The 16,095-nt window shown below is 55.0% G+C and carries 12 protein-coding genes and 3 pseudogenes; 6 read left to right on the forward strand and 9 right to left on the reverse strand.

What is annotated here, in order from left to right; translation table 11 throughout:
* Positions 1-158 precede the first annotated feature (158 nt).
* Positions 159-638, reverse strand: coding sequence for a TrkA C-terminal domain-containing protein (locus LDH74_RS24130; RefSeq protein WP_226042994.1), 480 nt, complete (start codon positions 636-638; stop codon positions 159-161).
* A gap of 130 nt (positions 639-768) precedes the next feature.
* Between LDH74_RS24130 and LDH74_RS24135 the strand changes: the two genes are divergently transcribed.
* Positions 769-1,635, forward strand: coding sequence for an ion transporter (locus tag LDH74_RS24135; protein WP_345778581.1), 867 nt, complete (start codon positions 769-771; stop codon positions 1,633-1,635).
* 255 nt (positions 1,636-1,890) lie between these two features.
* Here LDH74_RS24135 and LDH74_RS24140 read toward each other — a convergent pair whose 3' ends face one another.
* Positions 1,891-2,085: a CBS domain-containing protein gene (locus tag LDH74_RS24140; protein WP_226042996.1), complete on the reverse strand. Its 195-nt coding sequence runs from the start codon at positions 2,083-2,085 to the stop codon at positions 1,891-1,893.
* A 163-nt stretch (positions 2,086-2,248) separates the two neighbouring features.
* Here LDH74_RS24140 and LDH74_RS24145 point away from each other — a divergent pair.
* Positions 2,249-2,521: pseudogene (locus LDH74_RS24145) on the forward strand (catalase); the annotation flags it as partial.
* Positions 2,522-2,860: 339 nt separating this feature from the next.
* Entirely contained in the window at positions 2,861-5,197 is a 2,337-nt protein-coding gene (locus LDH74_RS24150) for an amino acid permease (protein WP_226042997.1), read from the forward strand.
* Between the two features lie 617 nt (positions 5,198-5,814).
* Here the strand turns inward: LDH74_RS24150 and LDH74_RS24155 are convergent.
* Entirely contained in the window at positions 5,815-6,207 is a 393-nt protein-coding gene (locus tag LDH74_RS24155) for a hypothetical protein (RefSeq protein ID WP_226042998.1), read from the reverse strand.
* A 174-nt stretch (positions 6,208-6,381) separates the two neighbouring features.
* Between LDH74_RS24155 and LDH74_RS24160 the strand changes: the two genes are divergently transcribed.
* Complete coding sequence (locus tag LDH74_RS24160; RefSeq protein ID WP_226042999.1) at positions 6,382-6,846, forward strand: ion transporter; 465 nt, start codon at positions 6,382-6,384, stop codon at positions 6,844-6,846.
* A 523-nt stretch (positions 6,847-7,369) separates the two neighbouring features.
* Here LDH74_RS24160 and LDH74_RS24170 read toward each other — a convergent pair.
* The 3 genes from LDH74_RS24170 to LDH74_RS24180 all read right to left on the reverse strand — a co-directional run bounded on the left by LDH74_RS24170 (position 7,370) and on the right by LDH74_RS24180 (position 10,327).
* Positions 7,370-7,756 carry a CBS domain-containing protein gene (locus LDH74_RS24170; RefSeq protein WP_226043000.1) on the reverse strand — a complete coding sequence of 129 codons (387 nt, stop codon included), beginning with the start codon at positions 7,754-7,756 and terminating at the stop codon, positions 7,370-7,372.
* 142 nt (positions 7,757-7,898) lie between these two features.
* The gene (locus LDH74_RS24175; protein ID WP_226043001.1) at positions 7,899-9,113 is read right to left on the reverse strand and encodes a TrkA C-terminal domain-containing protein; all 1,215 of its coding nucleotides are present in this window, start codon (positions 9,111-9,113) and stop codon (positions 7,899-7,901) included.
* Positions 9,110-10,327 carry a TrkA C-terminal domain-containing protein gene (locus tag LDH74_RS24180; RefSeq protein WP_226043002.1) on the reverse strand — a complete coding sequence of 406 codons (1,218 nt, stop codon included), beginning with the start codon at positions 10,325-10,327 and terminating at the stop codon, positions 9,110-9,112. The genes LDH74_RS24175 and LDH74_RS24180 overlap by 4 nt, the downstream gene beginning before the upstream one ends.
* A gap of 121 nt (positions 10,328-10,448) precedes the next feature.
* Between LDH74_RS24180 and LDH74_RS24185 the strand changes: the two are divergent.
* Positions 10,449-10,577: pseudogene (locus LDH74_RS24185) on the forward strand (RNA-guided endonuclease TnpB family protein); the annotation flags it as partial.
* A gap of 104 nt (positions 10,578-10,681) precedes the next feature.
* Here LDH74_RS24185 and LDH74_RS24190 read toward each other — a convergent pair.
* Together LDH74_RS24190 and LDH74_RS24195 are read right to left on the reverse strand one after the other, a co-directional pair.
* Complete coding sequence (locus tag LDH74_RS24190) at positions 10,682-11,749, reverse strand: succinylglutamate desuccinylase/aspartoacylase family protein (protein WP_226043003.1); 1,068 nt, start codon at positions 11,747-11,749, stop codon at positions 10,682-10,684.
* 458 nt (positions 11,750-12,207) lie between these two features.
* Entirely contained in the window at positions 12,208-13,524 is a 1,317-nt protein-coding gene (locus LDH74_RS24195) for a cation:proton antiporter (RefSeq protein WP_226043004.1), read from the reverse strand.
* A gap of 391 nt (positions 13,525-13,915) precedes the next feature.
* Between LDH74_RS24195 and LDH74_RS24200 the strand changes: the two are divergent.
* Positions 13,916-14,655 (forward strand): annotated as a pseudogene (locus tag LDH74_RS24200) (amino acid permease); the annotation flags it as partial.
* Between the two features lie 333 nt (positions 14,656-14,988).
* Here the strand turns inward: LDH74_RS24200 and LDH74_RS24205 are convergent.
* On the reverse strand, positions 14,989-15,687 hold the full coding sequence (locus tag LDH74_RS24205; RefSeq protein ID WP_226043005.1) for a DUF2270 domain-containing protein: 699 nt from the start codon (positions 15,685-15,687) through the stop codon (positions 14,989-14,991).
* Positions 15,688-16,095 lie beyond the last annotated feature (408 nt).

Raw genomic sequence — 16,095 nt, forward strand, 5'->3', positions numbered from 1 at the left:
GGCCGCTTTCGGTAATGAGGTGATTGGAATAATTGTGGCTCTCATCGGAATAGTCCTGTGGTATTCACTTCCAGAATGTGAATCCGCCCCGTTAGTTCTCGATACCGGTGATTTCGGACGACTCACTACTCGATTCGAGTGTTCATTTTTGCAGACTTTCAGGGTTGAGAGAGCAGGGTATCGAGTGCCTGATGTGCGTCGTCTTCACCGACGACGACGAGGATATCATCTGCCTGTAACTGTGTATCCGGCAGCGGATTTGCTATTGTTTGGTCACCGCGTTCGATGGCGAGGATCGAGATTCCCGTCTGCGTCCGGATACCCACTTCGCCAATTGTCTGTCCGACAACCGATGATTCGTCCGGAATAGCCACCCATTTGACACGGGCCTCGGAGAGTGCATTGTCGAGGTCGTCAGACACGGATTCGAAGAACGCTCCCTCGAAGATCTCTGCGAGTTTCTGTGCATCGCGTTCGGTTGTCGTGAACAGTTCCTCGCTGTCACTGTCCGGATCGTCTCGCCAGAATACCTGCCGTGATCCGTCGTTGTGAATGACGATCGAGAACGTTCCTCCGGCGGGGAACGAGACTTGGTATCGCCGTCCGACGCCCGGTAGCTGTGTCTCGAAAACCTTCATAGTCGTAATGGACTGGGCAGGGTCATTACTGTTCGGTCGCTCTTACAGCGAAGCTATTGTGTTCCGTCCCAGCATAACCTTATAACAGGGCTCTTATATCGTCGTTCGACTGAGTAAACATCAAATGGCGATGGACTCGTCTCGGTCCCTCAAAGAACGCATCTACTTTCTTCTTGACGGATCACACAGAGAGAGTTGGATCTCCTTCGGGACGAACCTCTTCATTATGGCACTCATCGTTCTCAACGTCGCGACGTATATCGCGGGAACGGTGCCATGGATCGGTACACAGTATGGACAGCTCTTCGCCACCTTCGACGTATTCTGTGTCAGTGTGTTCACCGTCGAGTACGTGCTCCGTGTCTGGTCGTGTACCGTCGACGAACGATATTCGAGTCCCGTTCGTGGTCGCATTCGGTTCATGCTCTCACCTTATGCGCTCATCGATTTGATCGCAATCTTTCCGTTCTACCTCCCGATACTGCTGGGAGCGCAGAGTGGTGCAGAACGGGTGCTCCGGATTTTCCGCTTGTTCCGTCTGCTGAAGATTGCGCGCTACTCGAGTTCGCTGACGCTGATCACGAACGTATTTCGCCGGAAAGCGGAAGAGTTGCTGATTACCGTCCTTGTGATGAGTATTTGGCTCATTTTTGTTTCTAGTCTCATGTACTACGCCGAACGGGGCGCCCAACCAGAGGTGTTCTCCAGTATTCCAGCCGCTCTCTGGTGGGGAATTGTTACCTTGACAACTGTTGGGTACGGGGATGTTGTACCAATCACACCGCTTGGGCGGGCGCTCGGGGCGATGATCGCGTTGCTGGGTATCGCGTTGTTCGCGTTGCCGGCCGGTATCATTGCCTCCGGCTTCGCGGAGGAACTGGACCGTCGACGTCAGGGACCGCAATACTGTCCCCATTGCGGCGGGGAGGTAGATGAACTTACTAACAGATCGCCCGAGAACCATACTGATACTGAAACCGAAACTGGAACAGAGTGATGGCCGTTGCAAAGGAGTAGAGTATTCAAACACCCAATTCAGAACTCATACATGACTAACCTGCCGGAGAAAGATACGATGAAAGATCTTATCAGGTATAACATCAATCCACTTGTGATTCTAATCTTGCTCATCACAGTGGTCTTTTGGGGTACTAGTTCCCACTGGTACGCAACATTTTCATTCCTTCTTTTACTTCTCGTATTTACTATTCAGAATGTATGGTATGCTTATAAGAAACTATTCGAGTGATATTTATTTCGGATCTGTTGCAACCGCGCCTCTCACATCCTTATCCATCAAATGTCCGATGATCTGATTTGCTTTCGTAACGAGAAGATAGCGCAACCCATGTTCATTCATTAATGTCGCTGCAGTTTCAACATCCTCAGATTTATCAATTGTCACGGCAGGGGAGAGTTGCCACTCAGTAAGGGTGGTTTCAGCCATGTCTTTTTTCTCGGCAATTAGGGTAACCACTTCAGCGTCGGTAAAGACTCTAACTGGATCACCACGATCAGTAACGGCTACGAGGTCTACTTCTGGGTCTTCGAGTTTTTCGATAGCTGTGGCAGCCTTTCGCTCTTTTCGAGTTCCTCAGCTCGCTTTCGCATCACGGTTCTCGACGGTCGTCGGGTCACGTGGCTCTCCCGACACGGTGCGGGACGTCCGCGGCTTCGCCACGAAGTTCTACACCGAGGAGGGCAACTGGGACCTTGTCGCGAACAACATACCGCCGTTCTTCATCCAGGACGTCATGGAGTTCCCCGACCTCGTCCACGCTATCAAGCCCGAGCCCGACGACGGGATGTCCCAGGCCTCCGCCGCCCACGACACCTTCTGGGACTTCGCGTCGCTCAAGCCCGAGACCACGCACATGCTCATGTGATTGGTTTCCCGATACGGAGCTATCCAGGGATTTGATCTCCGCGATGCTGAGTACAGTTGCGAATGATAGAATTAGTGGCCGCCTTCTCCATCTCCTGCTGATCACGCCAAAGAATTGTCAAAGATAGCTGTTTCGTCGCCAATAGGTCCCAAGATGGTCTGGCCGTATTACACAACTTTCTTTTTGCGATAGAAAGAATTAGTCAGTGTGTCTTCTCATCACAGGACGCATCGAAGTAACGACGTTCGAGATGGGCCATTTCGAGTCCTTCGTATGAAAGGTCCTGTGGGTATGGACGACTGGAGAATAATCGAGTCAACGAGGAAGTGAAACGCCGTGAGTGCTGACGAGGAACTCGCCAAGGACCTTGGGCCGCTCGCCGCGCTGACCATCGGCGTCGGGACGATGATCGGCGCCGGCATCTTCGTCTTGCCGGGGCCGGCAGCAGCGGCGGCGGGCCCTGCGGTAGCGCTGTCGTTCGTCATCGGCGGTGTCATCTCCATCTTTACCGCGATGTCGGCGAGCGAACTCGGCACCGCGATGCCGAAGGCCGGCGGCTCCTACTACTACGTCAACCACGCGCTCGGGCCGCTGTTCGGGTCTATCGCCGGCTGGGGCAATTGGATGGGACTGGCCTTTGCCTCCGCGTTCTACATGCTAGGGTTCGGAGAGTACCTCTCCACGTTCCTCACCGTCCCGACACTGTCGCTCGGCGTGGTCACGCTCTCCGAGTTCCAGATAACCGCGCTCATCGGGGCCACTCTCTTCGTCGGCGTCAACTACGTCGGGGCGAAGGAAACCGGCAGTATCCAGAACGTCATTGTGATCCTGCTCGTCGCCATCCTGACGCTGTTCTCGATACTGGGATTCCTGCAGGGCGACTTCGCCACGCTCCGGCCGTTCTTCCCGCCGGAGACGGGGGGCGCGAGTGCGGTTCTCCCCGCGACGGGACTCATCTTCGTCTCCTACCTCGGGTTCGCGAAGATCACGACCGTCGCCGAGGAGTTGAAGAACCCCGGCCGGAACCTCCCGCTGGCCGTCATCGGGAGCGTCGTCATCGTCACCGTAATGTACGCCATCATGATGATCGTCCTGATGGGCGTCATCAACTGGCGTGAACTGGGCAACAGCCCCACGCCCGTCCTGGACGTCGCGGACATCGCGTTCGGGGCGTTCGGCCTCGGCGCGTTCGGGGTCGCACTGCTGACCCTCGCTGGACTCCTCGCGACGGCGTCGTCCGCGAACGCCTCGATACTCGCGTCCTCGCGCATCAACTTCGCGATGGGCCGGGACAAGCTCGTTAGCGAGAAGCTCAACGAGGTCCACCCGCAGTTCGCCACGCCGTATCGCTCGATCGCAGTCACCGGTGGCCTCATCCTCCTGTTCATCGTCGTTGGGGACGTCGCGACGCTGGCGAAGGCGGGGAGCGTCCTCCACCTCATCGTCTACGGCCTGCTGAACCTCTCGCTCATCGTGATGCGGGAGGCCGACCTACCGCACTACGACCCCGACTTTGAGGTGCCGCTGTACCCCATCGTCCCAATCCTCGGGGCAATAACCTCGTTCGGACTCATCGCGTTCATGGAACGAAGCGAGATCCTCCTCTCGATCGGCTTCGTCGGTGTCGGCGTCCTCTGGTACGCCGTGTACGCTCGCTCGAAGGTGACGGAGTCCGGTGTGCTAATGGGGCTGGTCCTCAACCGCTCCGAGGAACTCCCGGACTTCGCCGTCTCGGCGACCACCTCGGTCCAGCCGGACAAGGCCGACTACCGCGTGATGGTGCCGCTGGCCAACCCCGCCCACGAGAAGAACCTCATCACGCTCGCCTCGGCCATCGCCGACCAGCACGACGGGACGGTCGTCGCCGTCAACATCGTCCAGGTCCCGGACCAGACGTCCCTGGAGACCGCCCGCGGACAGGAACACGAGGACGCCAACCGGATCCTCCAGCAAGCCCACGACGACACCGAGACCTTCGGCGTGGACGTCGAGACCCACGTCGTGCTGTCCCACCGGCAGTTCGAGGAGATCTTCGACTCGGCGGACCGCTACGGCGTCGATGTCACCGTCATGGGCTGGGGCCCGGATACCCACTGGGCACCCGGCCGCGCGGAGTCCGCCATCGACGAGCTCGCCCACTCGCTGCCCTGCGACTTCCTGGTCTTCCGCGACCGCGGGTTCGACCCCTCGCGGATCCTGCTGCCGACCGCCGGGGGCCCGGACTCCGACCTGGCGGCCGCCGTCGCCCGCACCCTCCGGGCGCAGTATGACTCGGCCGTGACGCTGCTGCACGTCTCCGAGGACAGGGCCAGCGGCGAGGTGTTCCTGGAGTCGTGGGCCACGGAGCACGGCCTCCCGGACGCCGACCTCCAGGTCGAGACCGGCGACATCCAGACGCGCATCGCCGAGGCCGCAGAGGACGCGACGCTGCTGGTCATCGGCGCGACCCGTCAAGGGCTCATCTCCCGGCTCGTCGGCGGGTCGCTCGTCCTGAACGTCTTGGAGGACGTCGAGTGCTCGGTGCTCCTCGCGGAGAAACGGCATGAGCGCAGCCTCCGGGAGCGCCTCCTCGGCTCGGGGCCACCCGAACGGTCGAGCGATGAGGAGGGCGTCACCCCCGACTCGATGGCAAGTGAAAGCGGCGGGTCTGCCGAGACGAGGACCAAGGAGTGACCACCAGCCATTTCCCCGCCGCCCGTCGGCGAGCGCACGCGACATCTATGGCGTCACGCTCGGGGCGTCTCGACGATCCGTCGTCGACGCTCGCCGCCGGGAGGGCCTGCGGCAAGCGGCCAACCAATGGATGTCGGTATTGAACCGTTGGCCACCGTGGGCCATCGATTGAGCGAGTTATGGGACAACACGGAACTGCCCATACGGGGACTGAACACGCCGTACCCCTCTTTGTTGAGTTTCGTCGTCGGTCTCGCCTCGGCCATGTTCCTTTACACGTTAGTCTATTTACACCGTCGATGAAGCGCACTGAGCTATGGAATGCGAGCGCCCCAATCGTGGAGATGAATCGAACTTCGCTGTCTGTTCATCCCTGTGTTTCATCTCTCACGTGAGTTATGGGCTCAAACAGCGTACTCTGGGTATGGAATGCAAACGATGTGGAGAAGACGGAGCAGAGCGGCGGGAGGTTCAATTCCAGAATGGCTCCGCACTGACGGTGTACCTCTGTCAGGAATACACAGAAGCCGAACGCCGACGTGACAGTGTCTGCAGTGTCGACACCTCTCCAGGACAGGGAAAAGGGTAGGGAGAGGGGCAGCGTCCTCACTCTTCGATCAAAATAGTAATCGAACAACGTTCGGGAGCGTGATTTTGAGTAGTGCACCGCCGAATCCGAGGCCGATGAATCCCCAGAGGACAACGAACTGGGAACGCTCGTCTTCAACCTCGACTAGGAAATGATACAGGAGCAGTGAGCCGGTGCTTTGGACGATCAACAGCCCACTTGCTGTGGCCCCGGTCAAGAACACCGGATCGGCCCCAAGTGACAGAACCGGGTAGGGCGGATTCAACCAACCGAAATACTTGACGACGACGGCGCCCGCTACGTAGACGAGAAACAAACTTCCGACAAGGAACGTGCCGATTGATCCGACCCGAACAGAGTGTGCCAGATACGTCTCAATTAATGTAGCTATCCTGACAATCTTGTTGCGATTCTGGTTCATCGGGTCTAAAACGGGTGGTCTAGTGTGCTAGTATCGGTTAGGGAGGATATCAAACCATCGCTGGAACCCTTATGGACAACTTCAGAAATATCATCTTCCGATGACCTATTTAGGGATGGCAGCCCGGAAAACACGCCAGTGAAGCCAGCCGTGCGCTGAACCTGGACGGGGATTATGTCTGAGAGCGGTCCGACGCCGGACTGGGCCCCGATGTTCGCAATACTCGTTATGACTGAGAACAACGCCACGGCGGCCGTCAGCGTGATCGTGCCCCGAGGACCGGTTGACTGTCCATCGTACTCGAGCCCGATTCGTGGTCGTATTCGGTTTATGCTCTCCCCCTACGCGCTCATCGATTTGATCGCAATCTTTCCGTTCTACCTCCCGATACTGCTGGGAGCGCAGAGTGGCGCAGAACGGGTGCTCCGGATTTTCCGCCTGTTCCGCTTGCTGAAGATCGTGCGGTACTCGAGCTCGCTGACGGTGATTACGAACGTGTTTCGCCGGAAAGCCGAAGAGTTGCTGATTACCGTTCTCGTGATGAGTATTTGGCTCGTCTTTGTTTCTATTCTCATGTACTACGTCGAACGGGGCGCCCAACCAGGGGTGTTCACCAGTATTCCGGCTGCTCTCTGGTAGGGAATTATAACTTTTACGACAGTTGGGCGCGGGGACGTTGTACCAATCACGCCGCTTGGGCGGGCACTCGGAGCGACGATCGCATTATTGGGTATCGCGCTATTCGCGCTGCCGGCCGATATCATTGCCTCCGGCTTCGCGGAGGAACTGAACCGTCGACGTCAGGGACCGAAGTACTGCCCCTATTGCGGCGAGGAAGTAGATGAACCCGCTCACAAACCGGCCGAAAGTCACTCTGACACCGAAATTGAAAACAGAACAGAGTGATCGCCGTTACAAAGGAGTAGAGTATTCAAGCACCCAACTCAGAGCTCATCCCTGACTACCCTGCCGGAGAGAGATACGCTAAAAAGTCTTATCAGGTATAACCTCAATCCACTTGTAATTGTAATCACACTCATCACGGTGTTCTTCTGGGGGGACAGGTTCCCAATAGTATGGAACACTCTCATTCTTGCTTTTGCTTCTCGTGTTTATTGTTCAGAATATGTGATATGCGTATAATGAATTATCTAAGTGAGGTTTATTTTGGGTCTTTTGTAACTGCTCCTCTCACATCCTTATCCATCAAGTATCCAACAATCTGGCTTGCTTTCGTAACGAGAAGATAGCGCAGCCCATGTTTATTCATCAATATCGCTGCGGTTTCAACCTCTTCCGATTCGTCAATCGTCACTACAGGTGAGAGTTGACACTCAGCGAGAGTGGTCTCAGCCACGTCTCTTTTCTCGGCAATTAGAGTAACCACTTCAGCGTCGGTAAAGACTCCAACTGGGTCACCACGATCAGTAACGACTACGAGGTCTACTTCTGGGTCTTCGAGTTTTTCGATAGCTCTGGCAGCCTTTCGCTCTTTTTCGAGTTCCTCAGATCGCTTTCGCATCACCTCACCAATGTAGAACGGAATCATACGCAGTTCTCAGTAAACGACCCGTATATAGGATGTGATGACGTATGACAGTCAAAAGGAAACGTCCCTGCCCTACTTCATTTGGAGGTCTTTAGATCCGCTCGCTCGCAGAGGGAGCGAACTTCCGCCTTGAAACGGTGAATCAAGACGGCTTGTTATCGACGGTTGAAGTCTCCAGTTGATCGGTGTCTTTGAGGACGTCTTCGACGGGAGTGATACGTGCGCCTATCTCGGACTCTAACTTCCGGAGCGCTTCCGGACGGCCGATTGAAAAGAGGAGATCTCCCGGCTGAATGGTGTGCTCTCGTTGGGGAATGGTTTCGAGCTCTCCGTCGTTGCTCCGAACAGCGATGACTGTCACGTCTAATGCTCCGATGGAGCACCCGATAAGCGGGCTATCGGCTGTGATTTCGACGGTACTCATCGTCTCGTCTTCACGTCTGAGCATCGCAGCGAACTCTCGCTCAGGATTCGAATCAGCGGACAGCGTCATCAGCCGATATTCCTCTGTCGGATCGATTTCAGTAGCTGACGTCGCGTCCATCGCAAGCGTCGCAAACGTCCCAACACTCCCCCGAAGTTCTGCCGCCCCGAGACGTGTTTCGACATCATCGTCGTTTGTCTGCCACACCTGCACTGTGTCTCCCGCAGTCGCACTATACGGGGGATCTGCACGAACTGCTACAGCCGCAGATTTCTGCGGGAGCGTCTGTCCGAGCCCCGCCGCACGTTGACCGATAGCGAGGTACTGGACGACCCCATCTGCGTCAAGGTCGGCATCGACGTAGCCGATATCGTGTTCTTCCTTCAACCGGGCTGTAATCTGAGACTCCAGTTCTTCGATTGTTAACCCGCGGGGGAAATCCATTGTCTTTCCGGAAACGATCTTCTTCGTTTCCGCATCGACGGCGTCGTAGCCGTCAATATCCTCGACAGTTTCCGGCAAAGTAACTGTGATGAATCGACCAGTAGCTCGAACCAACGGGCTGAAATCCGGCGCGGTGTTCCGCCATCGAACTCGCTCTGATGCCCCCGCTCTATCGCCCACGTATCGGCCTGCATACGACACGAGCCCAGCTACGACGAATGCTGACACATTGAGAATCGCTTCCTCTGCAGTGACGGGATCACCCGTGTTACTGATGAATTGGATGAGCGCTGAACGAGAGTTGAGGTAGATTGCAACGACACCCAGCCCGACGATGAGTGTCGCTCCTTCCGGGAATTGTTGGCGAACCCGAACCCGGAACACGAACGTGACGACTGTCGTTACTGTAAACGCCAATAACGAGAGACCAAGTATCCTGACCAATCCTTCGACAAACGGATTCGTGAGAACTGTCGAAACCAAACTCATGCTGTCGCCTCCTCGAACGCACGGAGTTGGGAGGGTTTTCCGACGACGATTAGTTCGTCACCGGCAAGGAGTTCGGTAGTCCCTCGCGGTGCGATGATTAACTCCGATGCACGCCGAACCGCCAGAATCGCTACCCCGTAGGCGTCACGCACCTGTGAAGCACCGATGGTGGTGCCCGCGAGTGGACCACGTTCGTTCACAACCAGTTTTCGGAACCGGTTGCCGTGTTGTTTGAGAACGGCAATCGTTTCGTACTCTCGCTGTTTCCCTCGTGAGTTGACCGTCATCGGTGCGAAATTATCGCGGACGATTCGCTTCCCGTCGTCAAGTGAGACAGCGATGGTAACAGCGCCCTCTCCACCAGTCGTTGTCATCTTCGGGACGACCTGTTTCACACTGCCTTCCTCACCGTCTATCTCCTCCGCTGGGATGGGGTCGCTCTTCGCCTCGACTCCTGTCGTCCGTGCGCTCACCACGGGACCCGTAACGTTTCCGTCAGGGAACTGGAGCGTCACGTGGTCGCCACGTGCGACACCGGTTGGAAGGACGGTTTGAATTGTAACAGCCCGCTTCCCCGATGGGATGCGCCGAGACAGTCCCGCGGCGGTCGGTGCCGCAGCAATCTGGGCCCGCCCCTGTTTGTCGATGGTAGCGTTCACTTCGGCGAGTTCGTAGTCAGTCGACAGACGCTCCTCAAGACGCGATTCGAGTTCAGGTAACGAGAGGTCGGCGGGAAACTTCCAAGAGCTGTTGCTGAGTTGTTCTCGCAGGTCTTCGGATAACTGTGGATACCCCTCAATGTCGTGGATTTCTCCGATAGGGCGGATACGAACCTGACCGTAGGAATCGACGCGCTCAGTGAGATCTACAGAGAGTTTCGTTTCTCGAATTGATTTCAACGTCAGTCTCCGAGGGGTGGCAACCGCAAGTTTGTCCCCTTGACTATGCGCCCATAGACAGGCCATCAGGATTACTAAGACAGCGCTGATACCTGTCCAGCTCTCGGAAAGCGTCGGATCCATCAAACCCATCAATCCGCCTGATACCCCCGCAAGCGTGCCACCCAGGGCAACGACGCCGAGTCCCGGGATAGTGACTGTGGTGAAATACTTAAATATGAATCCGATAGAAAACGCGATGAATGCTGGGAAAATAGCTGCTAGTAATCCAAGATAAATTCCAAAGATACCCTCAGTTATTGGTGCCAGAACCATATATTGCTTACAGTAACTGGAACAGTATAGACATACTGTTCGTTCACTGTTTCCAGTACGATCAGAATAGCGACCAATATCACGAGGGACCAGTCTTTGACAACAAATCACTCACACGAAGATTCGATACTCCGAATCAACGTCTGTGGAGACTGCGCTCCCTGTGGATACGTCCGTATCTGCAAAGCGCGTCGTGGGAACAGGAAGCCCTACCCTCAAGGAGCGAACGGCGTCAGCCGTGAGCGAGTAGGGTAGCTCACCGTCGCGTTCTTCTGGGGCTTACCCTGATATGATAGTAGGAGGCAGACATCAAGACAGGCCGACGCCTTCACGCAGGCTCTCCGTACTCAATCTTTACGCGTCGACGCTGAAATCACCATTGTACTTGCGATATCCATCGAATTCGCCACGTCGGATCTCGCGCTCGATTTCATCACGCGTCTCAGTATCAAGTCGAACGAGATGACAGAGCGGGTGTCCCGGTAATGCGATCGGATTCTCGAGTACGCCAACAATCAATCCCGTGAAGGGCGCGGTTACGACGTGTTCCTCGGTTTTGAAATGATCCGTAATCGTGCAAATCGTATCACCTTCGTGTACAAGCGGATACGGGCCCCATTCCATATCAACGAGACCACCTGTGTCGGCTCGAAGCCACTGCTTCTCACTGTCGGCCGCTGTGACCTTGTACCAGCCGGGCCAATGGACCGGGACATCTGGGAGGACTCTGTACTGCGCTAAGACACTCTCGACGCCGTCTATCGCCTTCTCGATCAACGCCGGTTGGAACCGCTGTGCGCGCCCCATCTCGACAGTGATGGTTGGAATTCCACTCGACGTTGCGACCGACCGCAACGACTTCGATTCGCCTGCCCCATACAGGATCACGTTCGCTCCAAAAGACCGAGCGAGCGGTTCGACGTCTTCGTTGTCGAGGTCTGCTCGTACGTGGAACATTGTGGTTCGGTTGCGCGTCGACGTATGGAAATCGATTCCGAGGTCGCAATTACTGATAAACCTGCTATAGATCTGATGAGCCATTCGCTCAGCGGTATTACTCCGTTCACGTCCTGGGAACGCTCTGTTGAGGTCTTGGTCGTATATCGGGATATAACGCTGCTGTGCCTGGTATGCAGGTACGTTCACCACGTGGAGACAGACGATTGTTCCATGGAGTTCGCTTGGTCGATACCGGTCCGCGATTTCCTGAACGACTTTCACTCCATTGAGTTCGTCGCCGTGAATCGCTGCGGTCATAAAAATGGTCGGTCCATCGTGCGTTCCGTTGATTATCGTGACTGGGATCTCAACCGAGTCGCCGAGGTAGTTCTCCCCCACTTCATATCGGATGTGGCGTTTCTCACCAGGATCAACCTCTGCATCGTATCGGAAGGGCTCCGGTTCAGAATTATCGGATTCCATAGGGCACTCCACTCATCGAACAACTAAAATCACAGTGGTATGTGAAAATTGAACTAACACTACTCCATGTTTGACCAGCAGTTTATACAACATATGTCACTCAATAGATGCCTGAATTAGATGTTTTCAAATTGGGCAACACCCCATATGAAAATCAATAATATCATAGCAACCACTCCGACACCCAAGAATATTACCTGTCCCAGACTAACCCAAACAGTCACTTCTACTAATAGACCACACAAGATGAGAATACCGATACGAATCCCCCAATATTGTCGCGTACGCTTCATAGATGTGATGGCGCCGTCTGGGAAAAGTTTCTTTCCACCACACAGAGGATTGTCAGATGTCCAAATCAGTTTACTCAGTGAGTTTAGGACAAACATTTTCTATGACTCTTACGACCCTGTCTAGTCACGTCAATTTTGAGATGTATGAGTTGATCGTGAGTCGGGTTAGTTGTTCGCGCTACTAGTGGCTTCATGGGACTCGAGCACCCGATCTCGGCGTTTGTCCAACGAACTCATTATTGGGCTTGCCATCATCCCATGCAAGAGAATCGATGTAAGGACGACAAAGCCGACAATTGCCCATAGTCGCTCGGCTGCAATCACCAGTTCGAGTTCTGCGAAGGATACGTGTGCGAGGGCAAACGAGAGATAATAAAAGGAACCGATTCCTCGAATGCCAAAAAACGAGACTGCTGCGCGATCGCTCCACGGAGCTTCAGAACCGACGAATCCGAGAAGGCCAGCGAGCGGTCGAACAAGAATAACAGTTACCAGGCCGACGAGGGCGTCAGTCCACGTGAGTGGTGCGAGCAATCCACCTGCAATCGCAGCTCCGAACAAAACCAAAACCGTCGCCATCAATAATCGTTCGACAACTGCAGCAAAGTCGTGCAGTTCTCGATGATATTCGTGTTCCCATTCGTATCGTCGAAGCCCGAGTGCTGCAACGAACACTGCAATAAATCCATAGCCACCTAAGAGTTCTGTAATACCATATGTGAGTAGTGTCGTCACTATCGCCTCTGCGCCGGCCATGATGTCAGACTGGTGAGAGAGTGATGGAGTGGAAAAAATAAGTCTAGCCATCAACTGTCCAACTCCATACCCAAGAACAAGACCCACCCCAACCCGGTATAGTACGTCTACTGCCATCCAATCAATAATCCACATCCAGCCAGCCACATTATCGGCTGCAGCAGCGGCGATTGCAAGATACGTGAACGGAAAGGCTAATCCATCGTTGAGCCCTGCTTCAGAGGTCAATGAAAATCGAACAGTGCCCCACTGATGTATGAGCGCTTGTTCTTCTTCGATTTCGGTGAGGGGGGCTCCTGCTTCGACATCGGAAGCGAGAACAGGGTCAGTTGGAGCGAGGACCGCTCCCAGAAGAATCGCCGTCGCTGGATGGAGTCCAAGTAACATCCAGCCTAGAAGTGCAACGATGGCGATAGTCAGCGGCATCGTAATTCCGAGCAATCGCCATGCAGCTGCCCAAGCCGACCAGTCGAAGGGGCGATCAATTTTTAACCCCGCACCCATGAGAGCGATGATTACGACAATCTCGGTGAGGTGTTCGGTGATCACTGAATGTTGGATAGGATCGAGTGTGGGTGCACCAGGCACTATCGTGAAAAGTACGACGCCTAGGCCGACGTAGAACATCGGTAGCGTAAGCGGCTTCTCAGATAGCAACGACGGTAAGATAGTTGCGCCTAAGAGACCGAACGCAACGATAATAAGCGCAATCTCATACTCACTCATTCTAATTGATTGAAAATCTAGTAGGAGAGGACGACCTGTTGGACGTACTTTGAGAGAGTGTGAGTGTAAGGGTTATCTGTGTTAGGGTTGTAGTGATAGTCCTATAAGGTATATGCATGACTTAGCCAGGATCTGTAGTTCACAAACCATTCGACGAGACGCAGTTGAGCGTCAGCGATCCCGCTAAACGGTCTACTGATTACCAGCTACTCTGGTGAGAAGCCAGCTGTAAAAGGGGTTGGTACAATATTTGAATAGGTCGAATCGGGCTTCGACAAGTAGCCGGTTCCCTCGCGTTTCGCGGCGTGATTTGCGGATCTGACTATCACAAGTGTATTCAGATCGAAGGGCATCTTTTACGTGAATAGACTTACCATCCAATATAAGAACAATGGCTGGTGACGGGAGAGAATTGGCCCGCAATCTGGGCTTTGTCGAGGCGATGACCCTCGGTGGCGGGACGATGATCGGCGCAGGGATCTTCATTCTCCCCGGGGTCGCCGCCGAGAACGCGGGGCCGGCGAGTTCGATTTCTTTCGCGATTGCCGGCATCGTCGCCCTGCTTGCTGCACTTTCGATCGCGGAACTCGCGACGGGAATGCCGGTCGCCGGCGGCAGCTACACCTATGTCCACCGGGCGCTCGGGGACTTCTTCGGATTCATCGTCGGGTGGGGAATGTGGACCGGGCTGACGGCCGACCACTCGTGGTCGCCACCGGGCTCCTGGGCCTCCTCTTTCTCGTCGGTGTCAACTACTACGGGACGGAGGAGTCGAGCACTTTTCAGAACGTAATGATCGGCAATGAGACGGCGGTCATTCTCGTCTACCTCGCAATTGGGGTGTTCTACATCGACACCGCCAATCTCGACCCGTTCGCCCCGACCGGGGCCAGCGGTATCGTCGCGACAACAGGAATCGTCTTCGTCACATTTCTCGGGTTCGAGATCATCGCCACGGTCGCCGAAGAGATCAAGAATCCCGGGCGGACAATCCCGTTGACGATGGTGCTGTCGGTCGTACTCGTGACGATTCTCTACGTGATCGTCATGGTCGTTAGCACCGGCGTCGTTCACTACGAGGAGCTTGGTGGTTCGCTCGTTCCCGTTTCGGACATGGCTGCGGTGTCGATGGTCCGCAGCGGAAGCGGGCGACACCGCTCTGTCCGCGAGGGAATCGTCGAACGCCTGTCGGGTTGACCGGTGCCTGAACCTCCGGGATTTGTCTCCGATCTCAGATCCGAGTTCGGCGGGTCACCCGTATCCCTCGCAGTGAACGTGGCGCGTGGGAACGCCGAGTCGGCGCACCGCAGTTTCGAGAATGTAGACCATCGTGTTGATCCCGCAGGCATAGACCTCCAGTCGGTGCGGATTGATTCGGGATCACTTAATTACAATAATTAGTGGGATACGCGCCTACCATTCTCTACGGCGTTCGTGATCTGAATGGATTAGTGACGGTCATCGTCAGTCCTTCCAATGACCGGACTTAACGCCGTGGATTTCTCCTTTCGCCTCGCGTTTACCCGGCCAGAACGCAATTAAAAGGACTGTGAGATAGAACAACGCCAGCGCTGTTGCGACAATCAGGCCTGGGATCCCTGGGAGTTCTGCAGCCTCGGTCCACTGTGCTTCGGGGGTAAAGAGGGTGATCTTAGAGACCCAAGCGAGCCCGATGACGACAAAGAGCAACGCGTACACCCGACGGACTCGACGAGACAAGGCTTCAAGGTACGAGACCTTGAATGTCGGCTGACGAAGATCGTCGCCGATCTCTTCTCTCCAGTTCGGATGATGTTCAACGCCTGCGGGATCAAAGGCGTTCGCGAAGATGTTCTCCTGGACGAACCGGACTCGAGATCGCCACACGTCGTAGAACCGATAGCGCCGGACTTCGAAAAGAAGGAACATACCCAGCAGTACCAACCCGATCAGCAGGAGGTATGCCGGCATATCCTCGCTTGCGAACACTACCGAGAGCAAGGCGGCGATCAGGGTAATTGCCCAGTCGGTTGTTCGGTCCAGCCGATCCTGTGCGCTTACCGACTGACTCACACTGCCTCGATAAAAGTGTGGGAGGAGCGAAAGGAACTCCTCCGGATCAGTGCCAGCTTCGGCCGCAACTTCTTCATCTTGAGTATCAAAACGATCGGATGGTTCGTCCATGTCAATTGCACGCTTCCGACCGGGATAACGTCCTCTATGAACCTAACACGATCAAACGAATAGAATATTTATATATCTACTATGTTTTTATTTTATCTTAAGGATGTGAGATGGCACATCATAAGGAGATCCCAGAGCAGCATGAGAGTTGGAATCATATCTATTGCAGGCGAATCAATTATTTTCGCCCAACCGTCCACCGCCGGTACTGATTTGATCTATTACCCCAATATAGTCAGTCAAACGGAACCCACCAACCGCGGAACGCGCAAGGAACTTCGCACCGAGGACAGCGGGACTGAGAACACGATCAGCGCCTTCTCATACCCTATCGACAAGACCTGCCACGTGACAATGATGTTCTTATTATCTCGCCTGAGACGAGTTTACGTCTTGTTGATAGTATGT

Source organism: Natrinema sp. DC36 (assembly GCF_020405225.1).
Classification (GTDB): Archaea; Halobacteriota; Halobacteria; order Halobacteriales; family Natrialbaceae; genus Natrinema.